The organism is Cupriavidus sp. 10L43_2 (genome assembly GCF_056395265.1).
This window is the reverse complement of sequence record NZ_JBFTJE010000005.1, coordinates 289229-312459: the sequence shown is the minus strand read 5'-3', so window position 1 is coordinate 312459 and position 23231 is coordinate 289229. Positions and strand designations below refer to the sequence as shown.

23 protein-coding genes and 1 tRNA gene are annotated in these 23231 nt (G+C 67.0%); 14 read left to right on the top strand and 10 right to left on the bottom strand.

The window, feature by feature from the left end:
* Positions 1-104 precede the first annotated feature (104 nt).
* The 5 genes from AC1DEL_RS10145 (at position 105) to AC1DEL_RS10125 (ending at position 4942) form a co-directional block, all read left to right on the top strand.
* Complete coding sequence (locus tag AC1DEL_RS10145) at positions 105-1058, top strand: 2-hydroxyacid dehydrogenase (RefSeq protein WP_477125556.1); 954 nt, start codon at positions 105-107, stop codon at positions 1056-1058.
* A 9-nt stretch (positions 1059-1067) separates the two neighbouring features.
* A complete protein-coding gene (locus AC1DEL_RS10140) occupies positions 1068-1751 on the top strand; it encodes a fumarylacetoacetate hydrolase family protein (protein ID WP_441643813.1) in 684 nt (227 codons plus the stop codon).
* A 36-nt stretch (positions 1752-1787) separates the two neighbouring features.
* Positions 1788-2546: an SDR family oxidoreductase gene (locus AC1DEL_RS10135; protein WP_477125557.1), complete on the top strand. Its 759-nt coding sequence runs from the start codon at positions 1788-1790 to the stop codon at positions 2544-2546.
* Between the two features lie 47 nt (positions 2547-2593).
* A complete protein-coding gene (locus AC1DEL_RS10130; protein WP_092292718.1) occupies positions 2594-3583 on the top strand; it encodes a Bug family tripartite tricarboxylate transporter substrate binding protein in 990 nt (329 codons plus the stop codon).
* 144 nt (positions 3584-3727) lie between these two features.
* Complete coding sequence (locus AC1DEL_RS10125) at positions 3728-4942, top strand: hypothetical protein (RefSeq protein ID WP_477125558.1); 1215 nt, start codon at positions 3728-3730, stop codon at positions 4940-4942.
* Between the two features lie 64 nt (positions 4943-5006).
* Here the strand turns inward: AC1DEL_RS10125 and AC1DEL_RS10120 are convergent, their stop codons facing one another.
* Positions 5007-5606 carry a helix-turn-helix transcriptional regulator gene (locus AC1DEL_RS10120; RefSeq protein ID WP_092292714.1) on the bottom strand — a complete coding sequence of 200 codons (600 nt, stop codon included), beginning with the start codon at positions 5604-5606 and terminating at the stop codon, positions 5007-5009.
* 78 nt (positions 5607-5684) lie between these two features.
* On the opposite strand from AC1DEL_RS10120, the gene AC1DEL_RS10115 reads away from it, so the two are divergent.
* The gene (locus tag AC1DEL_RS10115; RefSeq protein ID WP_092292712.1) at positions 5685-5870 is read left to right on the top strand and encodes a hypothetical protein; all 186 of its coding nucleotides are present in this window, start codon (positions 5685-5687) and stop codon (positions 5868-5870) included.
* Between the two features lie 55 nt (positions 5871-5925).
* Positions 5926-6690, top strand: coding sequence for a cell envelope integrity protein TolA (tolA, locus tag AC1DEL_RS10110; protein WP_477112968.1), 765 nt, complete (start codon positions 5926-5928; stop codon positions 6688-6690).
* A 54-nt stretch (positions 6691-6744) separates the two neighbouring features.
* Here the strand turns inward: tolA and AC1DEL_RS10105 are convergent, their stop codons facing one another.
* Together AC1DEL_RS10105 and prpR are read right to left on the bottom strand one after the other, a co-directional pair.
* The gene (locus AC1DEL_RS10105; protein WP_092292708.1) at positions 6745-7260 is read right to left on the bottom strand and encodes a metal-dependent hydrolase; all 516 of its coding nucleotides are present in this window, start codon (positions 7258-7260) and stop codon (positions 6745-6747) included.
* 101 nt (positions 7261-7361) lie between these two features.
* Positions 7362-9308 (bottom strand): propionate catabolism operon regulatory protein PrpR, encoded by a 1947-nt coding sequence (gene prpR, locus AC1DEL_RS10100; RefSeq protein ID WP_477125559.1) that lies wholly within the window; start codon positions 9306-9308, stop codon positions 7362-7364.
* A 219-nt stretch (positions 9309-9527) separates the two neighbouring features.
* Here prpR and AC1DEL_RS10095 point away from each other — a divergent pair, with 219 nt between their 5' ends.
* The 5 genes from AC1DEL_RS10095 (at position 9528) to AC1DEL_RS10075 (ending at position 14577) form a co-directional block, all read left to right on the top strand.
* Entirely contained in the window at positions 9528-10727 is a 1200-nt protein-coding gene (locus tag AC1DEL_RS10095) for a CaiB/BaiF CoA transferase family protein (protein WP_092292704.1), read from the top strand.
* A complete protein-coding gene (locus tag AC1DEL_RS10090) occupies positions 10724-11668 on the top strand; it encodes a hydroxymethylglutaryl-CoA lyase (RefSeq protein ID WP_441592108.1) in 945 nt (314 codons plus the stop codon). Before AC1DEL_RS10095 ends, AC1DEL_RS10090 begins: the two co-directional genes overlap by 4 nt.
* A gap of 62 nt (positions 11669-11730) precedes the next feature.
* Entirely contained in the window at positions 11731-12696 is a 966-nt protein-coding gene (locus tag AC1DEL_RS10085) for a Bug family tripartite tricarboxylate transporter substrate binding protein (RefSeq protein ID WP_092292700.1), read from the top strand.
* A 9-nt stretch (positions 12697-12705) separates the two neighbouring features.
* Positions 12706-13500: an SDR family oxidoreductase gene (locus tag AC1DEL_RS10080; RefSeq protein ID WP_477125560.1), complete on the top strand. Its 795-nt coding sequence runs from the start codon at positions 12706-12708 to the stop codon at positions 13498-13500.
* A 93-nt stretch (positions 13501-13593) separates the two neighbouring features.
* Positions 13594-14577: a Bug family tripartite tricarboxylate transporter substrate binding protein gene (locus tag AC1DEL_RS10075; protein ID WP_477125561.1), complete on the top strand. Its 984-nt coding sequence runs from the start codon at positions 13594-13596 to the stop codon at positions 14575-14577.
* 12 nt (positions 14578-14589) lie between these two features.
* Here AC1DEL_RS10075 and AC1DEL_RS10070 read toward each other — a convergent pair whose 3' ends face one another.
* From AC1DEL_RS10070 to cysS, 7 genes are all read right to left on the bottom strand, one after another.
* Entirely contained in the window at positions 14590-15147 is a 558-nt protein-coding gene (locus AC1DEL_RS10070; protein ID WP_477105002.1) for a J domain-containing protein, read from the bottom strand.
* A gap of 231 nt (positions 15148-15378) precedes the next feature.
* Positions 15379-15472: transfer RNA gene (locus AC1DEL_RS10065), tRNA-Ser, on the bottom strand.
* Between the two features lie 138 nt (positions 15473-15610).
* Positions 15611-16861, bottom strand: a complete 1251-nt coding sequence (locus AC1DEL_RS10060; protein WP_092292692.1) for an aspartate kinase — start codon at positions 16859-16861, stop codon at positions 15611-15613.
* 103 nt (positions 16862-16964) lie between these two features.
* Entirely contained in the window at positions 16965-18422 is a 1458-nt protein-coding gene (gene tilS, locus AC1DEL_RS10055; RefSeq protein WP_441592103.1) for a tRNA lysidine(34) synthetase TilS, read from the bottom strand.
* Positions 18388-19359: an acetyl-CoA carboxylase carboxyltransferase subunit alpha gene (locus AC1DEL_RS10050; protein WP_092292690.1), complete on the bottom strand. Its 972-nt coding sequence runs from the start codon at positions 19357-19359 to the stop codon at positions 18388-18390. The genes tilS and AC1DEL_RS10050 overlap by 35 nt, the downstream gene beginning before the upstream one ends.
* A 135-nt stretch (positions 19360-19494) precedes the next feature.
* Positions 19495-20274 (bottom strand): DNA-3-methyladenine glycosylase family protein, encoded by a 780-nt coding sequence (locus tag AC1DEL_RS10045; RefSeq protein WP_092292688.1) that lies wholly within the window; start codon positions 20272-20274, stop codon positions 19495-19497.
* On the bottom strand, positions 20271-21659 hold the full coding sequence (gene cysS / locus AC1DEL_RS10040) for a cysteine--tRNA ligase (protein WP_092292686.1): 1389 nt from the start codon (positions 21657-21659) through the stop codon (positions 20271-20273). The genes AC1DEL_RS10045 and cysS overlap by 4 nt, the downstream gene beginning before the upstream one ends.
* A gap of 178 nt (positions 21660-21837) precedes the next feature.
* Here cysS and AC1DEL_RS10035 point away from each other — a divergent pair, with 178 nt between their 5' ends.
* Positions 21838-22500 (top strand): tetratricopeptide repeat protein, encoded by a 663-nt coding sequence (locus AC1DEL_RS10035; protein ID WP_441592099.1) that lies wholly within the window; start codon positions 21838-21840, stop codon positions 22498-22500.
* Between the two features lie 96 nt (positions 22501-22596).
* Positions 22597-23199, top strand: a complete 603-nt coding sequence (locus tag AC1DEL_RS10030; RefSeq protein ID WP_092292683.1) for a peptidylprolyl isomerase — start codon at positions 22597-22599, stop codon at positions 23197-23199.
* Positions 23200-23231 lie beyond the last annotated feature (32 nt).

Sequence of the window (23231 nt, the reverse complement as noted above, 5' to 3'; positions counted from 1 at the left end):
ACGCTTCCCGTGCGAATTTATATTGATTTTATATATCAATCTTGCCTCGTGAATCAACTATTACATACCATGCATCCATCATCAACACCCAAAGCCTCACGCACATGAAGCCGCAAATCCTCCAGCTGAACCCGATCCTGATCCCGGCGGCCAATGACGAACTGGCCAGCCGCTACGTGGTGCACAAGTACTTCGAGATTGCCGACCAGGCGGGCTGGCTGCGCGAGCACGCCGCATCCATCCAGGCGGTGATCACCGGCGGGCACACCGGGATTTCGCGGGCGATGCTGGAGCAGTTGCCGGCCCTGAAGGTGGTCGCCATCAATGGCGTGGGCACCGATGCGGTGGACCTGGCCTACTGCCGCGAACGCGGTCTTGCGGTGACCGCCACGCTGGGCGCGCTGACCGAAGACGTGGCCGATCTGGCCATCGGCCTGCTGATTGCCGCCTGCCGCAATATCTGCGCGGGCGACCGCTTCGTGCGGGACGGCCAGTGGGAACTGCATCCGCAGCCCAGCGCCATCCCGCTGGCGCGCCGCTTCAGCGGCATGCGCGTGGGCATCGTCGGCATGGGCCGCGTCGGCCGCGCCGTGGCTACGCGGGCGGCGGCCTTCGGCTGCCCCATCCGCTACACCGACCTGCGCGCGATGGACGACGTGCCGCACACCTTCGTGGCGGACCTGCTGGATCTGGCCCGCGAGAGCGATGCGCTGGTGATGTGCGCCGCCGCCGACAAGGCCGAGGGCATCATCAATGCCGCCGTGCTGGAAGCGCTCGGCCCGCAGGGCTACCTCATCAACGTGGCGCGCGGCCGGCTGGTCAATGAAACGGATCTGGCCGATGCCATCGCCGCCGGGCGTATCGCGGGCGCGGGCCTCGATGTGTTCGTCGACGAACCGCGCGTGCCGCTGGCGCTGCGCCAGTCGGACCGCACCACGCTGCAGGCCCACCGCGCCAGCGCCACCTGGGAGACGCGCGGCGCCATGGTGCAGATGGTGCTGGACAGCGTGGCGCAAGGCCTGGCGGGCGAGCGTCCCGCCATGAGCCTGACCACCTGAGCGATCACGATGGATTTCGTCTTCCCACCTGCCCCGCCGGTCTCGCTGCCTGTCTCGGGTGACACGGCGCGGTTTCCCATCGCCCGGGTCTTCTGCATCGGCCGCAACTATCGATGGGACCCGGCGGAGCCGGCGCCCACCGAGATGCCCGCCTGGTTCATGAAGCCGGCGACCGCCGTGGGGCCGGCCCGGGGCGAGCTGCCTTATCCGCCGGAGACGACCGAGTTCTGCCACGAGGTGGAACTGGTCGTGGCCATCGGCCGGGGCGGGCGTGACATCGACCCGGCGCAGGCCGAGGCGCAGCACATCTGGGGCTATGCCGTCGGGCTGGACCTGACCCGGCGCGACTTGCAGCAGCAAGCCAAGCGCGTCGGCGGCCCCTGGGAGCCCGCCAAGGCCTTCGACCACTCGGCGCCGTGCAGCGCCCTCGTGCCCGCCGCGACTTGCGGCCATCCGCGCGAAGGGACGATCCAGCTCGCCGTGAACGGTGTCGAGCGGCAGCGCGCGGACCTCTCCGGCCTGCTCTGGTCGGTGCCGGAACTGGTGGCGATGCTGTCCCGATCCGTGGCGCTGATGCCGGGCGACCTGATCTTCACCGGTACGCCGGTCGGCGTCGGGCCCTTGCAGCCCGGCGATGTCATCCAGGCCAGCGTGGCAGGCATCGGCGAGCTAGCGCTGACCGTCGCCCGCTGAAGGCCATCCGCCACCATATATATATAGGAGACCCCCTTGAACGCACCCCGCAAGATCGCCCTCGTCACCGGCGCCGGCAGCGGCGTAGGCCGCCTGACGGCCATCGCCCTGCTCAATGACGGCTGGACCGTCGTGCTGGCCGGCCGGCGTGCCGAGCCGCTGCAGGCGCTGGCCGCCGAGGCCGCCGAACGCGGCCAGCCCGCCATGGCCGCGCCCACCGATGTGACCGACGCGGCCAGCGTGCAGGCCCTGTTCGACACCATCGAGCGCGAGTTCGGCCGGCTGGACCTGCTGTTCAACAACGCCGGCGTCAACGCCCCGGCCGTGCCGATGGACGAGCTGCCGCTGGACAAGTGGTTCAACGTGATCAACACCAACGTCACGGGCGTCTTCCTGTGCGCGCGGGCCGCCTTCGGCCTGATGCGCCGGCAGTCCCCGCAGGGCGGGCGCATCATCAACAATGGCTCGATCTCCGCGCACACGCCGCGCCCGTTCACGGCGCCGTACACGGCCAGCAAGCATGCCGTCACCGGGCTGACAAAGGCGCTGGCGCTGGACGGCCGCGCCTACCACATCGTGGCCAGCCAGATCGACATCGGCAACGCCCTGACCGAACTGTCCGAACGCATGACGCGCGGCGTGCTGCAGGCCAACGGCACCACCGCGCCGGAGCCGATGATGGATGCCACCCACGTCGCCAATGCCGTGCGCCACATGGCCTCGCTGCCGCTTGAGGCCAACGTCCTGACCATGACCGTCATGGCCAGCGCGATGCCCTTCGTCGGGCGCGGCTGACATCACAGAGTTAACAAGAGTTGACCAGAAATCGAACGGAGACAACGATGCAATTCACCCCTTTCATCAAGACCCTTGGCCTGTCCGCTGCGCTGTCCACCACGCTGATCGTGGCGCCGGGGATGGCCTCGGCGCAGCCCAACTACCCGAGCCGCCCGGTCACCATCATCGTCCCGGCCCCGGCCGGCGGCGGCATCGACCTGATCGCGCGGGTCGTGGGCGAGAAGCTCTCGGTCAAGTTCGGCCAGCCGTTCATCGTCGAGAACCGCCCGGGCGCCTCCAACAACCTCGGCACGGCGGTGCTGGCCAACGCCAAGCCGGACGGCTACACCATCGGCATCGTGGGCGGCAGCCACAACATCAACAAGTTCCTGTTCAAGAACCTCGGCTGGGACCCGCAGAAGAGCTTCGAGCCCATCGTCTACACCCACGAGATTCCGCTGGTGTTCGCGATCTACCCGAAGCTGCCGGTCAAGACCATGCCTGAACTGGTGACGTGGATGAAGGCCAACCCGGGCGAAGCCAAGGTGGCCACGTCCGGCCGTGGCAGCGCGCAGGAGATGGCCGCCGAGATGTTCCGCATGGTCAGCGGCGCGCCGGTGCTGCTGGTGCCCTACAAGGGCTCGTCCGCCGCCCACCCAGATCTGGTGGCCGGCCGCACGGCGCTCTATATCGACACCATCAGCGCCATCCAGGAGCAGGTGAAGGCGGGCAACGTGCGCGCCGTGGCGGTCTCCACCCGGAATCGCTCCAAGACCCTGCCCAATGTGCCGACGGCCGAGGAACAGGGGCTCAAGGGCTACGACGCCAACACCAACGGCGGCTTCCTGGCCCCGGCCGGCACGCCGAAGGAGATCGTCGCCAAGCTCAACACCGAGATCAACGCGGCGCTGAAGCTGCCCGAGGTGCGCGCCAAGCTGGAAGCGGCGGGTATCGAGGTGCAGGGCGGCACGCCGCAAGCCTACGCGGCGGTGATCCAGTCCGACCTGACGAAGTGGGGCAAGGTCGTGAAGCAGGCCGGGATCGAGGCGGAATAACCGGCCCAGCCAGCGACCTTCGACCAGCGCCCCTCTGATTAGCAGGATGGTGAGGCGCCCCGGATCCTTGTTACCGTTTGCTCCCGCCGCCAGCTACGTCTGGCGTCGACAAGACAAACGAACAATGGGAAGAAGGGGTTAGTCATGCTGAAGTGGAAATATCTGATGGGCGCGCTGGTCGTGGGGGCTGCCCTGGCCGGCTGCGGGGGCAGCGACGGGCAGGCGCCCGTGCAAACAGAGACGCCGGCGGCTCCCGCCGAGCCGCCGGCGCCAGTACCGGTCAAGTACTCGGGCACGCTGTCCTTCGGCGACACCATCGCCCTCACCGTGGACGCCCCGTCGCGCGGCAAGCTCACCCTCAGCTTTATCGATTCGGCCTTCGGCCTGCGCGGCACGGTCATCGGCAACTACACGAACACGGAAGGCAATTTCACCGTGAGCGGCCTCGTGGCCGATAGCGCGGACCCGCCCCCGGCCAACCTGACCGCCAAGCTGGCGGGCATCGGCCTGAGCTTCCACCAGGGGGCCGACGGCCTGGTTGGCGAGATCACCGGCCTGCCGAACCTGCTGGGCACCAGCACGGGCCTGCTGGCCGGCGATATCGCCGCGAGCGCGGTCACCATCGACCCGCCGGCGCTGAGCAGCCTGGCCGGCACCTACAACGTGCTGATGAACTTCGCCATCTACGACCAGGCCACCGGCAAGCCGCTAGCGGGCCCCGCGAGCACGCCGGCCGGCATGCGCTTCGACACCGACGGCAACGTGCAGCTTTGCAACAGCGCGGACCTCGTCACCTGCGCCACCCCGCAACTGGGCAAGCTGACCCTGGCCGACCAGACGCGCTTTCCGGGTGCATTCGACCTGGTGATGAACGGCGGCGGCTACTTCCGTGGCCGGCTGTTCGTCAACCCGAACGGCGGCATGCGCTTTGACATGAACTACGCCGAGGCGGGAGCGGTCGCCACCGGCACCTGGACCATCCAGCCCGCCCGCGCGCTGGTGGCCGGGGAGCTTGACGGCACGTGGGCCTGCTCTTACGCCAACCGCGTTGTGGACGGCGCGACGGCAGTACTGGACGGCACAATGGTGCGGGAGACGCTGACCGTCGCCGGTGGCAAGCTCACCGTCGCCAGCAGGGCGCTCACGCTGCCGCTGATGCTGAACAGGTTCCAGGATGACGTCACGCTGAACGGTGTGGCAATCGCCGCCGATGGCGACCTGGATGCCGAGCCGGGCGACCCGGCCGCCGATCCGCCCACCTTCGCCCATGTCTTCCTGAAAACGGGCACCGACTCGCTGGCGTGGCTCAACCTGTCGCTCGGCAGCATCCTCCAGGGCACGTGCCGCCGCGCGTCCTGACATCGCGCAACATCCGGGCATCACTCTGCGCCGGCCTTCGGGCCGGCGTTTTTTTGCCGGGGCGTCAGTCGTGCAGCAGGTGCCGCAGCCACAGGCTCATCAGCCCCGCCCGGCCGCGCACGCCGAATTTGCGATAGATGCCGGTGATGTAGGAGTGCGTGGTGGAGACCGCCAGCCCGAGCTGTTCGGCGATCTGCTTCTCGCCGGCTTCGGTCAGCAGCAGGTTCAGCACCCTGCGTTCGTGGGGGGCGAGCGCGTCGAGCCGACTGGCATGGTCGGGGGGATGCGGAGGGATGGCCGGCGTCTGCCGCTGCGCGGTCACGTCCCGGGCCACGCCGATGCGCAGCTCGTGCGCCGCGTGCCATTGGGCCGACCAGGACAGATGGACGTCCGCACCGTTTCGGTGCCGGTAGCGATTCTCGAAGCCCACGCGCTTGTTGCCAGCCAGGACCCGGCCGGCCTCGCGCAGCGTCTTCTCCCGGTCCGCCGGCACCACCAGTTCGAGCACCAGCTGGCCGACCAGATCGGACTGCCGGTAGCCGAGGATCTCCTCGCACACCGTGTTGGCGTAGCGGATCTGCCCGGTCTGGTCGACCAGGAAAACAGCGTCGGGGATGCTGTCTGCCAGCGCAATCGCGCCGTCCTCCTTGAGAAGTTTCGTCATCGGTTGGGGGCGATGGCGTTGCGGAGACGCAACTGCCGTGCGCGGGGGCGATCAATCAAATAGTGTGCGGGGGTCAACATGGCCGCTCGCGACAATAGCGCAGCGCCGCGCAGCATCCTATCCGAAATCGCTCATCTGCTCATGGCCGAACCGAAGCGCCTCCCCGACCGGCACATTCCCGGCTGGCTGGACGTTGCCACGTCCGACGCGGACGACGCCGCGCGCATCCAGCGCCAGTGGAAAGGCGCCTCCGGGGCAGGTTGAAATCGCCCGACGGCGGGACTATGGTCAGATCAAGGGCATGAATCGCGGAGATGCCATGTCAGGTCGAAAGCCACTGGAACGGGGAACCCTGCCGAGCTTCCTGCTGGCCCTGTTTATCCACGTGCTGCTGGGCTTGTGGCTCTATTACGCGGTCCATTGGCAGAGCCGGACCCCGGTCGGCGTGGAAGCCGAGTTGTGGGACGCGATCCCCGAAAATCCGCCGCAGACCGTGGTCGAGACGAAGCCCGTGGTCCCGCAGCCGGAACGGAAGCTGGAACGGAAGCTGGAACCCGAGCTGAAATCGGAAGACAGGCCCGACATTGCCTTGCAGGCCGAGAAACGCCGTGCGGCAGCCAAGGCCGCCAAGGCACTTGAAGCCACGAGGGCAGCCGAAGCCGCGAAGGCTTTCGAAGCCGCCGCGCAAGCGCAGCAGCGTGAGCAAAACCTCCGCGACGCCGAGCGTCAGGCCGCTGCGGCCACCGCAGCCGCCACAGCCAGTGCAAGCGGTGCAGGCAGCCGCCCCGGCGACGGTGCCGGCACAGGCGGCACCACGTCGCCGGGCTATGCGGACAAGGTGCGACGCCGGGTCACGCCCAACATCCTCTTCGATGGAGACCTGCCCGACAATCCCACCGCCGTGGTCGCAGTGCATCTGGCACCGGACGGCACCGTGCTGGAGGCCCGGCTGGCCCGCTCGAGCGGACACACCGGCTGGGACAACGCCGTGCTGCGCGCCGTGGCACGCTCCAACCCGCTGCCGCGCGACGACAACGGCGTGGCGCCCGCCCACATCAATCTTTATTTCCAGCCGAGGGAATAGGAAGACCGCGATCTTCCGGCGATGCTAGCGGCGCCGGATCACCGTCCCGGCGTGTCAGAAGTGCGTCCGCAGATGCCGGACGATTGCGAGGGGATGGCCGCCATGCAGCCAGAACTCGCGGGATACCGCGAGGGCGATCAGCCATGAAGCCGCGACGATGAGAAGGTCGCACCGCCCGCTCTTCCACCAGTTCAGCGAATGGCGCCCCGCGATCCACGGTACGCCCAGCGGGTTCGGCCAGTCGGCCAGCAAGTGCATGACGCCCCCGCAGGCAAAGCCGAATGCGGGTGCGGCCAGCGGATGGGTGCCCAGCGCGTGGTAGGCCCATAGCAGGAGGCCAATCCACGCGATGCCCCAATGCGTCCAGGTGCGATGGGTAATCCACAGCCGACGCGACCTCGACCACCATGCCACTTCCATCCAGTCTGGCGCGGTGCTGCCCAGCATCGCCGCCACAAACCCCGCTATGCTGGCCCAGCCCCACCCTTCGCTGCCGGTCTTCGCGATGACCACTGCAGCGATGACGGCCGCCGCCCATCCGGTGGCGTGGTGAGCTTTGCTTGAGGCCATGAGACTGCGCGAGTTCGCCGGTGATCTTAGAGGGGGCGCAATCTTGGCAGATGTGCGCGAGAAACTCCAGCACTGGATCGATCGCGTCGCGCGGAGCGAGCCTATCCAACCTGTGCCGTGGCCGCCTTCTCCCAACGCCACAACGTCGCGCGGCTCACGCCCAGCCGTTGCGCCGCCTGCTGACGATTGCCGCCACACTCGGCCAGCACTTCCAGCACGCGTGCACGGGGCGCGGTCGATGATGACGGCGCAAGCTCGGGTGGTGGCGCCATGATGCTGGCCGCCCCGAACAGTTCCGGGCAATCGTGATGCAGTTCGTCGAACGCAATGTGCTCCAGATCCTCCCATTGCGAGAAGAACACCGCCATCCGCTCGCAGATATTCTCCAGCTCACGGATATTGCCCGGCCAGGCGTGCGCCTGCAGCCTTGGCAGCAAGCGCGCGACCAGGGCCGGTGCGTCGAGGCGCGAGTCCAGCCGGTCCAGCGAGCGCCGCAGCAGGAATGTGGCGAGCAAGGCGATGTCCTCGCGGCGCTCGCGCAGCGGTGGCAACGCCAGTTGCAGCGTGTTGATACGGTAGTAGAGATCCTGACGGAACTGCCTGGAGGCGATCAACTGCGGCAGCGGCTGATGCGTCGCCGCGATAATCCGCACGTCGACCGGAATCGGTATGGCACCGCCCAGACGCAGGATCTCGCGCTCCTGCAGCACGCGCAGCAGCCGCGTCTGCAGCGAGACGGGCATATCGCCAATCTCGTCGAGAAACAGCGTGCCGGTATGGGCCGATTCGAACAGCCCGCGCTTGCCCCCACGGCGCGATCCGGTGAAGGCGCCCTCGTCGTAGCCGAACAGCTCGCTTTCCAGCAGCGCCTCCGGGAAGGCCGCGCAGTTGATGGCGACGAACGGCTTGGCGGCGCGCTTGCTCTCGTTATGAATCGCTTGCGCAAACTGCTCCTTGCCCACCCCGCTCTCGCCAGATAGCAGCACCGTGAGATCCGTCCCGGCATAGCGCCGCGCCGTCGCGCAGGCGCGTTCGAAGGCCGGGTTGGCGCCGATCAGGTTGTCGAAGCGGTTGCGCGCATTGCGCGGATGCCGGCGCTGCTGGCTGCGCAGGCTGGCATCCGCATCCTGGATATTGCGCGCGTCATAGAGCGTAATGGCCGCGCCCACCGTGTCGCCATGCTCGCGGATCGGGGTGCGATTGGCGATCCAGTCGCGCTGCGCGAAGCGAAACACGCTGCCCCGCTCCTGCATGCCGCTGGCCAGCGTGGATTGCAGCGACAGCGCCGGCTCGATGTCCTCCAGATGCTGGCCGATCATTCTCGCCTTGACGCGGCCCAGCAGCATTTCCATCGGCGGGTTGACGGCAATCACGCGATTGTCGCGGTCGACGGCCAGCACGGCCTCCTGCAGGTTGTGCAGCACGCCGTTGAGCTGGTCATAGCGCCCCGCTTCCAGGCGGGCCACGCGCGCCAGTTCGATGGCGTCCTCAATCCCCTGGCGCACCGCATTGATCGAGTAGGCCAGGCGCCCCTGGATGCCGTACTGCTCCGCCAGCTCCATGACGATGCTGGAACCCACCACCACCTCATAGCCGTCACGCACGAGCCGCTCGAAGCACTGCCGTGCCTCGTCAGGGGTGCGGTACGCGTACTGCGCCACCTCGATATTGAGCAACTCGCGGACCGCATCCAGTTCGGGAATGCACTCGCCGTACATCACCACGCCTACCCGGTTCGAAATATGCCGTGCCTGGAGGAGCGCCACCAGAATGTCGAAGCCACTGAGCTTGATGGTGGCGACGGGTGCATCGAGCGCGTTGCGCAGGATCGTGGCGTTCGCCCCGGCGCTGACGAAGACGTCAGCCGCCCCCTCGCGCAGGCGCTCGTGCGCGGCGTCCAGTGCGGCCTCGAATGAACCATTGACCACCTCGATCGTGGCGCGGTCGGCGAACTCGTCCAGCACCGTCATGGCGAAGCGGCTGAGGTGCTTGTAACTGATAAAACAAAGCCGCGGCAGGCTGCCGCGCTCAGGGGAAGTGTTGCGCATGGGTCTCCTCGTCGGCCGCCTCCGGGCGCTGCGGCGCCTCTCGTGACCATCGCACGAGCGTTTCACGGCCGTTTCATGAAATGTCTCAACAGTGTTTCATGAAACATGCGGAACGTCATCCTTCCTCTCCCATTCCGTTATGAATCAGTTACTTAGCGAACTCCTCAGGCACTGGCACACCGATTGCACTGAACCCTCCATACGAACACGGAGGAAGCCATGCAGGCGCTAGGACACATCACCGTACTTGACCTGACCCATATGCTCTCGGGCCCGTACGGCACCATGCTGCTGGCCGACCTGGGTGCCCGCACGATCAAGGTGGAGCCCCCCGGCACCGGAGAGGGCACGCGCAAATTGCTGGCGGAGAGCGAGGACTACGCCCGCGACGGGATGGGTGCGTACTTCCTCACGCTGAACCGCAACAAGGAAAGCGTGTGCGTGGACCTGAAGTCCGAGGCAGGCCGGGCGGTGTTTCTGGATCTCGTGCGCAATGCCGACGTTGTCTTCGACAATTTCAGCGCTGGCGTGACGGAGCGGCTGGGTATCGATTACGCATCGCTCTCCAAGGTCAACCCGCGCATCATCACCTGCTCCGTCACCGGCTTCGGCCAGACCGGGCCGGACCGGCAGCAGCCCGCGTTCGACCAGGTGGTGCAGGCCATGGGTGGCGGCATGTCCATCACCGGCATGTCGGATGGCCCGCCGGTACGCAGCGGCATCCCCGTTGGGGATCTGGGCGGCGGGGTATTCGGCGCCATCGGCGTGCTGGCGGCGCTGGCGGCGCGCGAGCAGACCGGGGTGGGCCAGCACGTGGACATCTCGATGCTGGACGCCCAGATCTCGCTGCTGAACTACATGGCGACGATGCACCTGATGTCCGGCCTGGTGCCCGAACGTATCGGCAACAGCCATTTCGTGCACGTGCCGTACAACACCTATCCGACCAGCGACGGCCACATCATCATTGCCTGCATCGGCGACGCGTTCTTCGAACGCTTCCTGAGCGTGATCGATCATCCCGAACTGCGCGCGCCCGAGTACCTGAAGCAGCCGGGCCGCTATGCCGACAAGGCGCGGATCGACGCCATCATCACCAACGAACTGCGCGCCGAGTCGTCGGCCTACTGGCTGGCCCGTTTGCGGCAGGCGCGCATTCCGTGTGGGCCCGTCAACGATTTCGCGCATGCGTTGCGCGAGCCGCAGGTGGAGGCGCGCGACATGATTGTCGAGGTGCCCCTGAAGACCGGCGAGACCGTGCGGATGCCCGGCAATCCGGTGAAGCTTTCCGGGGTGACCACGGCCGCCTATACCTGTCCGCCCGCGCTGGGCGAGCATACGGCCACGGTGCTGCGCGACACGCTGGGCTATGACGACGCACAGATTGCGCGGCTGCGCGAAGCCGGAGCCGTGGCATGAGCGACGCACAGCGCCACGCCACGCCGGACATCGTCATCACTGACGTCGCACCGCGCGACGGGCTGCAGAACCAGGCCGTCGCCATCTCCACCGATGCCAAGGTAGAACTGATCCGCCTGCTGGCGCGTGCCGGCGTACGGAGCGTCGAAGCCACCAGCTTCGTCTCACCGAAGGCCGTGCCGCAGATGGCCGACGCGGCGGACGTGGTCCAGCGCGCTGCGGCGCAGTGCCCGGACCTGCGGCTCTCCACGCTGGTGCCGAATCTCAAGGGCCTGGAACGCGCGCATGGCGCCGGCGCCACCGAGATCGCGGTGGTGCTCTCCGCCACCGAGACGATGAACCAGCGCAACATCAATATGGGGCTGGACGCGGCCACCGATGTCAGCGAACAGACACTGGTGCGGGCGCGCGAACTCGGCCTGCGCACGCGTGCCTATGTGGCGGTCGCGTTCGACTGCCCGTTCGAAGGCCCCGTCGATCTCGATACGGTGTTGCGTCTGGCCTGCCGCATGCGGGACGCCGGCGCGGAAGAGATCGTCATCGCCGACACCATCGGCGCTGCAGCGCCCGCCGCCGTCAAATGGCGCATGGCTACGTTGGCACAAGCACTCGACCCCGGCACGCTGGCCGTGCATCTGCATGACACGCGCGGCCTGGGCGTCGCCAACGCATGGGCCGCGCTGGAGGCTGGCGTGCGCCGCTTCGACGCCAGCGTGGGCGGCATCGGCGGCTGTCCGTTTGCCCCCGGCGCGGCAGGCAACCTGGCCACCGAAGACCTGGTGCTGATGGCCGAGCAGTGCGGCCTGCGTACCGGGATTTCGCTCGACGGACTGCTCGATGCGGTGACATTCGCCGAATCGCTGCTGGATCGGCCCCTTGGCGGCCGCTCCATCGCATGGCTGCGGCGCCAGCAGAACCAACGCGGTAAAAGCGGCACGTAAGGCCGACACGGATGCCGCCGAGCATCCGGTCAGACAAGACCCATATAGGAAGGAGACACCTGATGAAGAACATTCGCTGGATTCGAGGCGTGCTGGGCGCCATGGCCTGTACCGCCGCGCTGGCTTCTGGCCACGCCGCCGCGAAGTGGCCGGAAAAGACCGTCACGCTGGTCGTGCCCTATGCGCCCGGTGGCGGCACCGATATCGTCAGCCGCCTGGTCGCGCAGAAGCTGTCCGAGCGTTGGGGGCAGTCGGTGGTGGTGGACAACCGGCCCGGCGCCAACGGCGTGATCGGCTCCAGTCACGTTCACAAGTCCGCCCCGGACGGCTACACGCTGCTGATGGTGGTGGGCTCGCACGCGATCAATCCCGTGCTGATGAAAAGCCTGCCCTACGACACGGTGCGTGGCTTCTCCCCCATCACACGCCTCGCCATCTCGCCGATGGTGCTGGTGGTATCGAAGTCCAACCCTGCGAAATCGCTGACCGACCTCGTCAGTGCCGCCCGTAGCCAGCCGCTCGGCATCGGTTATTCGGAAGGCCAAACGCGACTGACCGGCGAGCTGCTGCGCCAGGCGGGCAATCTCAAGACCATTCCGGTGTCGTACAAGGGCGGCGCACAGATCATGGTCGATGTCATCGGCGGCCATGTCGGCGCCGGATTCACCAGCGTGCTGACGGCATTGCCCCACGTGCAAAGCGGCAATCTGCGCGTGATCGGCGTGGCGGCGGATCAGCGCATGTCCCTCTTCCCCGATGCGATGACGTTCAAGGAGGCCGGACTCGATGGCGTGGAATCGCTGAACTGGTATGGCCTGTTCGGGCCGGCGGGCATGTCTCCGGCCATCGTGGAACAGATCCATCACGACCTGCAGCAGGTCACGCAGGACCCGGCACTCGCCAAGCAGATGAAAGACCAAGGGGCTACCATCGTCCTGACCCCACCGACGGAGTTTCGCGCCTTCCTCGACAAGGAAACGCGGAAATGGGCCGACGTGGCCAAACGCGGTGGCATCCAGCCCGAATAGGAAAACCCCATGAATCTTGAACTGACCGAAAAGCGCGTACTGATCACTGGCGGCAGCCGCGGCATTGGGCTCGCTTGCGCTCAAGCGTTCCTGCGTGAAGGTGCCAAGGTCGCGATCATCGGACGCAGCGAGGCCAATCTCGCCGCCGCGCGGAGCGCACTGGTGGCCGATGCGCCGGGCGCCGATCCCTTCACGGTTGCGGCCGACCTCAGTGACGCGGCGCAGGCCGCGCACGCCGTCGACGCCGCAGCCGCCGCACTGGGCGGGATCGACATCCTGGTCACGTCCGCCGGGGGTGCGCGCCGCACCCCGCCTGCGGAGCTGACGCCCCAGTCGTGGCGCGATGCGATGGACGCGAAGTACTTCAGCTACATGCACGTCATCGACCCGGTCATCAAGCGGATGGCCCAGGCCGGCCACGGCGCCATCGTCAATGTCGTCGGCATGGGCGGCAAGGTGGCGAGCCCGACCCATTTGCCTGGCGGCGCCGCCAATGCCGCCCTGATGCTGGCCACGGCAGGGCTGGCCAGCGTGTATGGCCGGTCCGGGGTGCGGGTGAACGCCCTCAACCCGTCAGCCACCCGCACCGAGCGGCTTCAACAGGGCCTGGAAGCCGAAGCGAAGCTGGCTGGCACAACCGTCGACGAGGCCCTCGGCAAGGCCAACGAACGCACCGGGCTCGGGCGGCTTGCCGCGCCCGAAGAGATCGCCGATGCCGTGCTGTTTCTCGCGTCGGCGCGCGCGTCCTACATCTCGGGGGCGATCCTGTCGATCGATGGCGCCACCACGCCCATCGTCGTCTGATCGCACAGAAGCCGTACCCGTGGTTCCGCAGCACCAGATTGCAGATAACAGGCGAATACCGCCGAACTCACTGTTGCATCAGGAGGAGACCCTATGCACCGCCGTACCCTCGTCAAGGCGCTATGCGCCATTGCCGTCGCCACGCCTGCCCTATCTGGCACCAGCGCCTTCGCGCAAGAGTACCCGTCGCGCCCGATCCGGCTGATCGTGCCGTTCGCGCTGGGCGGCGTGTCGGATACCAGCGCGCGCGTCATTGCGGACAGGCTGGGCCAGCGCCTTGGCCAGCAGATCGTGGTCGACAACAAGCCCGGTGCCTCGGGAAATATCGGCAGCGCGATGGCGGCCCAGTCGGCGCCAGATGGCTACACGCTGCTACTCGCTTTCGACGGCACCATCGTCATCAATCCGCATGTCTTTCCGAAAGTGCCGTTCGACCCGGTCAAGGACTTCGTGCCCATCGGCAAGATTGGCGATGCGGCGCTGATCCTGATTACCCACCCGTCCGTACCGGCAAAGAACCTGAAGGAACTCGTCGCGTATTCGCAGACCCGGCCTGAAGGGTTGTCATACGGTAGCGCCGGCACCGGCAGCACGCCGCACCTGGCCGGCGAGCTGCTCAAGGCCCGCACCGGACTGAAGATGACGCACATCCCCTACAAGGGCGGCGGCCAGGCGATGGGTGATCTGGTGGGCGGCACGCTGCCGGTGCTGTACACGGCCGTGGCCGGCGCGCAGCAATATGTGAAAACCGGCAAGGCCACCGCGATTGCAGTCTCCGGCGCGAGCCGCGTATCGACGCTGCCGGATGTGCCAACGCTGGAGGAATCCGGCGTCACAGGCCTGGTCAACGACTCGTGGGTGGGATTGCTGGCCCCCGCCAAGACGCCAAAAGAGATCGTCGACCGACTGTCGAAGGAGTTGAACGTCGTGGTCAACCAGCCTGAGACGCGCGAACGGCTCGCCACGCTGGGCATCGTGCCGGTCGGCAATTCATCGGAGGCGTTTGGCAAGCAGATCCAGGCGGACCTGAAGAAGTACGGCGAGGTCGTCAAGACCGCCAACATCAAGGTCGAGTGAGACGCGGGGCGGCTAGCGGAACCGGAACATCCCCTGCCAGAACGTCTCGAACGCACTGACGGGCTTTTCCGCTTCCGCAGGGGCGGCCTCGGGTGACGGGGCGGCTGCGTCCGCGGCCTTGCGCGACTCGTGCAGCGCCCAGACGCTGTCGGCAATGCGTCCGGCAAGGTCCGCCTCGCAATCCCGGCCCAGTAGCACACCGAACAGAACGTCGCGGGTGTGCCCATCGTCGGCAAAACGCATGGCGACGGCGACCATCTTCTCGTAGTGCTCCTGTGCCGCACGCCTGGCCGCTTCCTGCACCTCGCGCGCCTCGGCTTCCTCGGCCGCATGCTCGGCTTCCCAGCGGCGCGTTTCGCGTTCGAAGACGTCGTCGTAGACCTGTCGCTGCTCGGCATCGGACAGGATCGAATAGGCATCGCGAATCTGCTGGAAGGCGGCATGCGCCTCGGTTTCGCGACCGGGGTTGCGGTCCGGATGCCACTTCATCGCCGCGCGGCGATAGGCGAGCTTGATCTCGTCGAGCGTAGCATCGGACGGTACGCCAAGCGTCGCGTAGAGCGTATTCATGGGGGCGGGGCAGCGCGAAAAACGGAGGCGTCCATCCTAGCATGCCGCACCGCATCAAACCTCGCCGCAGGCCGCCGCCAGATTCATGCGCGTCTGCATGGCCGCCCCGATTCGCTTGAGCGGGTCGGGCGGAATCGGCCTCGTCAGTGTCGTGTCCGAAAAACCCGCGCCAGAAAAAACAAAACCCCGGAAGACCGCGATCTTCCGGGGTTCGCCGCCATTACGATGTAGTGGCGGAGACGGAGGGATTCGAACCCTCGATCCAGGTTTTGGCCCGGATGCTCCCTTAGCAGGGGAGTGCCTTCGACCTCTCGGCCACGTCTCCCAAACTTGCGTTGTGCGAGGGAGGCCGCACAACGAAGCGCGTATTCTAGCGGGGTCGTCTCAACTGGTCAATGACATTTCCATGACCAATCGCGCAAAAAACGCGACACCTACCCCGCCAGACACAACACTCACCAGATCACGCCTGATCCAGCTCGAACACCTTGTGGAGCGCGCGCACGGCCAGCTCCATGTACTTCTCGTCGATCAGCACCGAGATCTTGATTTCCGAGGTGGAGATCATCTGGATGTTGATGCCTTCTTCCGACAGCGTGCGGAACATCTTGCTGGCGATGCCCACGTGCGAGCGCATGCCCACGCCCACTACCGACACCTTCGACACCTTCGGGTCGCCGGACACGCTGGCGGCGCCGATATGGCCCTTCACGCTGTCGGTCAGGATGGTCAGCGCGCGCTGGTACTCGCCGCGCGGCACCGTGAACGTGAAGTCGGTCTTGCCGTCCACGGACTGGTTCTGGATGATCATGTCGACGTCGATATTGGCGTCGGCGATCGGGCCCAGGATCTGGTAGGCGATGCCCGGCTTGTCCGGCACGCCCAGGACGGTGATCTTGGCTTCGTCACGGGCAAAGGCGATGCCGGAGATGACGGCTGCTTCCATGTCAGACTCTTCCTCAAAAGTAATCAGCGTGCCCGAGTGCATTTCCTGCTCGAGCGGCATCAGGGGGTCGGTCAGCGACGAGAGCACGCGCGTCTTCACGCGGTACTTGCCGGCGAACTCCACCGAGCGGATCTGCAGCACCTTCGAACCCAGGCTGGCCATTTCCAGCATTTCCTCGAAGGTGATCTGGTCCAGGCGGCGGGCGTCCTCGACCACACGCGGATCGGTCGTGTACACGCCGTCCACGTCGGTATAGATCAGGCACTCGTCAGCCTCGATGGCGGCGGCGATGGCCACGGCCGAGGTATCGGAGCCACCACGGCCCAGCGTGGTGACGTTGCCGCTGTCGTCGATGCCCTGGAAGCCCGTGATCACGACCACGCGGCCGGCGTCCAGGTCACCCAGGATGCGCTCGTCGTCGATCGACTCGATCCGCGCCTTGGTGTAGGCCGAATCGGTCTTCACCGGCACCTGCCAGCCCGTGTAGCTGACCGCGTTGATGCCTTCGCCGTGCAGCGCGATGGCCAGCAGGGCCACACTGGCCTGCTCGCCAGTGGAGGCCAGCATGTCCAGTTCACGCGGGTCAGGCTGCGCGGAAATTTCCTTGGCAAGGCCCAGCAGGCGATTGGTTTCACCCGACATGGCCGAAGGCACCACGACAACGCGGTGACCGGCGCGGTGCCACTTGGCCACGCGCTTGGCGACATTCTTGATGCGTTCCGTGGAACCCATCGAAGTGCCGCCGTATTTGTGAACGATGAGAGCCATCTTCTTGTCGACGCCAGCGATTGTGCAAAGCCCTTGAAAATACACGATCGCCGGCCGTCAGGCAAGGCTGTGGCGGGGCGCAGCCCTTGCTCCCGATGGGAGCCTAGTCGAGTTCCACCCACTCCACGCGCCAGCGTGGCGCATGGGGCGCATCGGCCGGCCAGCGGCGATGCATGCCGAGCCCGGCTGCCAGCACGACTTGGGCGCCGCTCCACAGCAGCGGCAGCCAGGCGCGCCGCCACGCCGGCACGGCGGCCTCCTGGTAGGCCTGCTTGAGCGCGCGCGCCGGGCCGCCGGGCCGCAGCACGATCCGTTCACCGCCCTGCCGGGCCGCCAGCCGCAGCGGGCCGTGCAGCACCGCTTCCGGCACGCCGAAGGTGTCGTCGCGCGTGAATCGCAATGCACCCCGCCATGCCGGCACCACGATGCGTTCCTCGCCGTGCCAGAGGAATTCGAACGCTGCCGGCGCGGCGTCCGGCACCGCGCGGCAGGCCAGCGCCTTGTCGCGGAAACGCCGCAGCACCAGTCCGTCATGCGCGATGGCGGGCTCGCCGCCGTCACGCTCGATCAGTTGTGCCCGCATCGCGGCCAACCGCGCTGTGGAAGGCGGTTGCGCGCCGAGGTCGCGCAGCCAGTGGCGCAGCACGGCGTCGGCGTGGCCGGAGGGCAAGGCACGCAGGCCGGCCAGATCGAGTTCAGCAAGGGTGTCCGCGTCGCGCCCCGGCGAGACGAGACGGGCCAGCTCACCGGCCGCGAGCCCGTCGAGCATGGCCGCTGCCTGGCCGAAATGCGAGGCGGCCTGGAGCACGTTCTCGACCAGCGCGGGGAAGGCCTCGCGCAGCGCCGGCAGTTGTGCGCGCAGGGCATTGCGGACGAAGCGGGTATCGGCATTTGAAGGATCTTCGATCCACGACAGCCCGTGCGCGGCGCAATAGGCGTCGATCTCGTCGCGCGAGACATCGAGCCAGGGCCGTAGCAGTTGCACGTCGCCCTGCGCGTCCAGCGGCCGCCGCGCGGGCATGCCGGCCATACCAGCCACGCCAGCGCCGCGGAACAGCCGCATCAGCACCGTTTCCACCTGATCGTCGCGATGATGGGCGAACAGCAGCAGCGCGGCGCCGTGCGCCCGGCACATACGCCCGAGCGCGGCATACCGGGCCCGGCGCGCGGCGGCCTCGATGCCCTCGCCCGCCAGCGCCTGCACGGTCACGCGCTCGGTGACCAGCGGCACCTGCGCCTCGCGGCACAGCGTCGCGCAGAAGTGCTCCCAGTCGTCGGCCGGCGCCTGCAGGCCGTGATGGACGTGCAGCGCCACCACGCGCACGGCCGAGGCCAGCGCCGTGCCTTGGGCCACCGCGGCGCGCGTGGCATGGAGCAAGGCCACCGAATCGCGCCCGCCCGAGAGCGCCACGGCCACCGTGACCGGCGCCGCGCCGCCAGAAACAACAAAGGCCGCACCGGCCTGGAGAGCCCGTGCGACCTTGTCGGTCAGGGGTGCGGTCAACGGCACCACACCGGCGCGCCCGTCATTCCTGGGCGCCGGTTTCCTTGAACTTGCCATAGGCCATCAGCCGTTCGTGCCGGCGTGCCTGCAGTTCCTTGACGCTCATGCCCTGGAACTGGCGCAGCGATTCCGCCAGCGAGCGCTTGAGCATCGTCGCCATGTTCTTCGGATCGCGATGCGCGCCGCCCAGCGGCTCGCTCACGATCTTGTCGATCAGGCCCAGCGCCTTCAGGCGGTGCGCGGTCAGGCCCAGTGCCTCGGCGGCTTCCGGTGCCTTCTCGGCGGTCTTCCAGAGGATGGAAGCGCAGCCTTCCGGCGAGATCACCGCATAGGTAGCGAATTGCAGCATCTGCACCACGTCGCCCACGGCAATCGCCAGCGCGCCGCCCGAGCCGCCTTCGCCGATGATCGTGGCGATCAGGGGCACCTTCAGGCCGGCCATCACAAACAGGTTGTGACCGATGGCTTCCGACTGGCCGCGCTCCTCGGCGTCGATGCCCGGGAATGCGCCCGGCGTATCGACGAAGGTGAAGATCGGCAGGCCGAACTTGTCCGCCAGCTCCATCAGGCGCTTGGCCTTGCGGTAGCCCTCGGGCTTGGACATGCCGAAGTTGCGCAGCGCGCGCTCCTTCGTGTCACGGCCCTTCTGGTGGCCAAGCACCATGCACGCCTGGCCATTGAAGCGGGCCAGGCCGCCGACGATGGACAGGTCGTCCGCGAAAGCGCGGTCGCCGTGCAGTTCATGGAAGTCGGTGAAGATCTCCCGCACGTAGTCCAGCGTGTACGGACGCTGCGGATGGCGGGCGATCTGCGCAACCTGCCACGGGGTCAGGTTGGCGTAAATGTCTTTGGTCAGCTGCTGGCTCTTGCCGGCCAGCCGCGAAATCTCTTCGGAAATATCTACAGCCGAGTCATCCTGCACAAAGCGCAGTTCTTCGATTTTTGCCTCGAGCTCGGCAATCGGCTGTTCAAAATCCAGGAAGGTGGTTTTCATAGAAACACGGACCTGTCTGTGAAGGGGCGCATTCTACCGGAAAAAATACCGGTTTCGACCGCCCGATATGTTGATTTTCAAGCACTTATGCGCAAAATCAACGCCGTCACTGCCTGTTGATGGACTGCGTGGTTCCTAGTAAGTCACCGGTAGGGGGTCGAGGCTGCGCCACATGTACCACGTGGCCACCGTGCGCCACGGTTCCCAGTTGGCCGCCACCTCGCGCGCCTCGCTGCGGGTGACGGGTTCGCCACTAAAGTAGTTGGCGGAGATCGCGTTGATCAATCCGACATCATCGAGCGGCAGCACGTTCGGCCGCATCAGATTGAACATCAGGAACATCTCGGCCGTCCAGCGGCCGATGCCGCGGATCTGGATCAACTCGGCGATCACCGCCTCGTCGTCCATCGCTGCCCACTCTTTCACATGGACGCGCCCGGCCTTGAAATGTTCAGCCAGATCGATGATGTATTCGGCTTTGCGGCGAGAAAGGCCACAGGTAGCGAGCTGCTCGGCGCCGGACTTCAGGAACTGGGCCGGCGTGAGCTTCGGACACATCGTGACCAGGCGCTCCCAGACCGACTGCGCGGCCTTCACCGAGATCTGCTGGCCGACGACGGAGCGCGCCAACGTGACGAATGGATCACCGCGCGAGATCAGGTGCGCGGGGCCATACGTCGGAATCATCTTCTTGAGGATGCGATCGCGCTTCATCAGGTCGGCGCAGGCCTCGTCCCAATAGGCGGGACGTACTGCGTCGACGACCGTCTCCACCGGCAGCGGCACCGCCTTGGCTTCGGGCAATGCCGGCTTGGCGGCCTTGCCGGCCGCCTTGGTCGACTTGGTCGCCACCTTGCCGGGCACCTTGGCAGCCGGCTTCCCGGCCACCTTCGGCTTGCGCGCGGCAGCGTTCAAGCACGCCTCCACTCGGTGGCACCGCCTGGCTTGTCCTCGAGCACCACGCCGGCCGCGAGCAGTTCGGCACGAATGCCGTCCGCCTCGGCGAAATTGCGCGCGGCCTTGGCGGCCTTGCGCGCAGCGATGCGCTCCTCGATCTGCTCGGCCGTGGGGCCATCGGCCACCTTGCCGCCCTGCAGGAAGGTATGCGGATCGCGCTCGAGCAGGCCCAGCGTGCCGGCCAGCGACTTGAGCTGGCGCGCCATCTGTGCCGAGCCGGAGCGATTGACCTCGCTGGCGAGGTCAAACAGCACCGCCATCGCGATCGGCGTGTTGAAGTCGTCGTTCATCGCCTCGGCGAAGCGCTTGGCGTGCGGCTCCTCCCAATCGACCGCGCAGCCGCCGGGCTGCGTTTCCTTGAGCGCCGTGTACAGGCGCGTCAGCGCGTGGCGGGCGTCGTCCAGGTGGGCGTCGCTGTAGTTCAGCGGGCTGCGGTAGTGGGCGCGCAGGATGAAGAAGCGCACGACTTCCGGGTCGTAGGCCTTCAGCACCTCGCGGATCGTGAAGAAGTTGCCGAGCGACTTCGACATCTTTTCGTCGTTCACGCGCACGAAGCCGTTATGCATCCACATATTGACGAACGGCTTGCCGCTCGCGCCCTCGGACTGGGCGATTTCGTTCTCGTGGTGCGGGAACTGGAGGTCGGCGCCGCCGCCGTGGATGTCGAAATGCTCGCCCAGCAGCGTGCAGCTCATGGCCGAGCATTCGATATGCCAGCCCGGCCGGCCGCTGCCCCACTTCGAGTCCCATTTGGTCTCGGGCGGCTCGGTCGGCTTGGCGGACTTCCACAGCACGAAGTCGAGCGGGTCCTGCTTGGCGTCGTTGGCGGTCACGCGCTCACCGGCGCGCAGGTCTTCCAGCGACTTGCCGGACAGCTTGCCGTAGCCCTGGAACTTGCGCACCGAGTAGTTCACATCGCCATCGGCCGCCTGGTAGGCCAGGCCGTTGGCCTCGAGCTTCTCGATCAGGTTCAGCATCTGCGGCACGAAGTCGGTGGCGCGGGGCTCGTGATCGGGGCGGATGATGCCCAGCGCGGCGGCATCCTCGTGCATGTACTGGATGAAGCGCGTGGTCAGCTGGCCAATTGTCTCGCCATTCTCGGCCGCCCGGCGGATGATCTTGTCGTCGATGTCCGTGATGTTCTGCACGTACGTCACGTCATAGCCGGCGGCGCGCAGCCAGCGGTGCACCATGTCGAACACCACCATCACGCGCGCGTGGCCGACGTGACAATAGTCGTACACGGTCATGCCGCACACATACATGCGGACCTTGCCCGGTTCGATTGGCACGAAAGGCTGCTTTTCACGCGCGAGCGTGTTGTAGATGTTCAGTTGCTGCATGAAGCGATCGAAGAGTGAAGGAGGACGCACCGGCACCGCGGGACGCCGTTCGGCGGACGCGCACAAGCATGCGGGCCACGGCGTGCGGGCCCCATATCTTACCGGAAGGCCCTGCGGCCTGTGCTGCACGTCCTGCCGCTTTGCTAGAATGCCGCGGAGTATAACGGACCGCCCTTACATGAGCCTGCTTCTGCCCACCCCGACCATGACCTCCCGCCCCGCCCCTGCCGCCGGCCGCCGTGCCAGCCCCTTCCGCGCCGTGGCGGGCGTACTGGCCATGGCCGGCGCCCTGCTCGCCGCCCCGGCGTTCGCGCAGGGCCCGCGGTATCTGGAGGCGCCGCCGGCACCCGGTACTGGCCCCCGCTCGGCGGACCCCGGCATGGTTCCGGCGGAAAAAGCCGTGAAGGACAAGCGCTACGACGACGCCGTAGAGGGCTTCGACCGCGTGCTGGCCGCCAACCCGCGCAACGCGCAGGCGCGCTTCCAGCGTGCCTGGTCGCTGGCCCAGGCCGGGCGCGAGGACGACGCCATCAAGGCCTTCTCGGAAATGGCCCAGGACTTCCCCGAGCTGCCCGAGCCGCACAACAACCTCGCCCTGCTCTACGCCAAGCGCGGCGACCTGAAGCGTGCCGAAGCCGAACTGCTCGCCGCGCTGGATTCGCGCCCCGACTATGCCATCGCCTATAGCAATCTGGGCGATGTGTACCGGCGCCTGGCCGAACAGGCCTACGCCCAGGCCGTGAAGCGCAATCCGAAGGACACCCGCGCCGCCGCTGCACTGCAGCAGGTACGCCCGGCTGCGGCAGCGCCTGCGCCGGCCAGTGCCCCGGCGGCACGCTGATCATCCACCCCTAGCAGGCTTGCGGGCGCCGGCGATCGTTTCCGAACGTTTGCCAGGCGCCGCCAGCCCCCAATCCCGCATCACGGAGTCCAGAACATGACCGTTTCCCGCCGCATCGTCCTGGCTGGCCTGATGGCCGCCGCCGCCCTGTCTCCACTGGCCGCGATGGCCCAGGGCGCCAGCCCGGCCGCCGCCGCGCCCAAGACCGAGCGCGTGCAGTTCGTCACGAACGCCGGCAAGTTCACCATCGAGGTGTACCCGGAAGCCGCGCCCAAGACCGTCTCCAATTTCATGGAGTACGTGAAAAGCGGCTTCTACGGCGGCACGATCTTCCACCGCGTGATCAATGGCTTCATGGTCCAGGGCGGCGGCTTCGACCGCGACATGAAGGAGAAGCCAACGCGCGCGCCGATTCCGCTCGAAGCGCAGAACGGCCTGAAGAACAAGGCCGGCACCGTGGCCATGGCCCGCACGTCCAATCCGAACTCGGCCACCGCGCAGTTCTTCGTCAATGTGGTGGATAATCCGAACCTCGACTACCCGCAGCCCGATGGCAACGGCTACGCCGTCTTCGGCAAGGTGGTGGAAGGCATGGACACGATCGACAAGATCAAGTCGATGCCCACCACGGCCTACGGCGCCATGCGCAACGTGCCGGCTGCGCCGGTCGTGATCGAATCGGCCACTGTCGTCAAGTAACACCCCGAACACCAACCGCCATAGAACAGAGG

Coding starts and splice junctions, on each gene's coding strand:
- AC1DEL_RS10125 (WP_477125558.1), top strand. CDS start 3,728: ATGCTGAAGTGGAAATATCTGATGGGCGCGCTGGTCGTGGGGGCTGCC.
- AC1DEL_RS10070 (WP_477105002.1), bottom strand. CDS start 15,147: ATGAATACGCTCTACGCGACGCTTGGCGTACCGTCCGATGCTACGCTC.
- AC1DEL_RS10105 (WP_092292708.1), bottom strand. CDS start 7,260: ATGGCCTCAAGCAAAGCTCACCACGCCACCGGATGGGCGGCGGCCGTC.
- AC1DEL_RS10120 (WP_092292714.1), bottom strand. CDS start 5,606: ATGACGAAACTTCTCAAGGAGGACGGCGCGATTGCGCTGGCAGACAGC.
- AC1DEL_RS10035 (WP_441592099.1), top strand. CDS start 21,838: ATGAGCCTGCTTCTGCCCACCCCGACCATGACCTCCCGCCCCGCCCCT.
- AC1DEL_RS10115 (WP_092292712.1), top strand. CDS start 5,685: ATGGCCGCTCGCGACAATAGCGCAGCGCCGCGCAGCATCCTATCCGAA.
- cysS (WP_092292686.1), bottom strand. CDS start 21,659: ATGCAGCAACTGAACATCTACAACACGCTCGCGCGTGAAAAGCAGCCT.
- AC1DEL_RS10060 (WP_092292692.1), bottom strand. CDS start 16,861: ATGGCTCTCATCGTTCACAAATACGGCGGCACTTCGATGGGTTCCACG.
- tolA (WP_477112968.1), top strand. CDS start 5,926: ATGTCAGGTCGAAAGCCACTGGAACGGGGAACCCTGCCGAGCTTCCTG.
- AC1DEL_RS10090 (WP_441592108.1), top strand. CDS start 10,724: ATGAGCGACGCACAGCGCCACGCCACGCCGGACATCGTCATCACTGAC.
- AC1DEL_RS10075 (WP_477125561.1), top strand. CDS start 13,594: ATGCACCGCCGTACCCTCGTCAAGGCGCTATGCGCCATTGCCGTCGCC.
- tilS (WP_441592103.1), bottom strand. CDS start 18,422: ATGGCAAGTTCAAGGAAACCGGCGCCCAGGAATGACGGGCGCGCCGGT.
- AC1DEL_RS10085 (WP_092292700.1), top strand. CDS start 11,731: ATGAAGAACATTCGCTGGATTCGAGGCGTGCTGGGCGCCATGGCCTGT.
- AC1DEL_RS10080 (WP_477125560.1), top strand. CDS start 12,706: ATGAATCTTGAACTGACCGAAAAGCGCGTACTGATCACTGGCGGCAGC.
- prpR (WP_477125559.1), bottom strand. CDS start 9,308: ATGCGCAACACTTCCCCTGAGCGCGGCAGCCTGCCGCGGCTTTGTTTT.
- AC1DEL_RS10095 (WP_092292704.1), top strand. CDS start 9,528: ATGCAGGCGCTAGGACACATCACCGTACTTGACCTGACCCATATGCTC.
- AC1DEL_RS10050 (WP_092292690.1), bottom strand. CDS start 19,359: ATGAAAACCACCTTCCTGGATTTTGAACAGCCGATTGCCGAGCTCGAG.
- AC1DEL_RS10140 (WP_441643813.1), top strand. CDS start 1,068: ATGGATTTCGTCTTCCCACCTGCCCCGCCGGTCTCGCTGCCTGTCTCG.
- AC1DEL_RS10030 (WP_092292683.1), top strand. CDS start 22,597: ATGACCGTTTCCCGCCGCATCGTCCTGGCTGGCCTGATGGCCGCCGCC.
- AC1DEL_RS10145 (WP_477125556.1), top strand. CDS start 105: ATGAAGCCGCAAATCCTCCAGCTGAACCCGATCCTGATCCCGGCGGCC.
- AC1DEL_RS10130 (WP_092292718.1), top strand. CDS start 2,594: ATGCAATTCACCCCTTTCATCAAGACCCTTGGCCTGTCCGCTGCGCTG.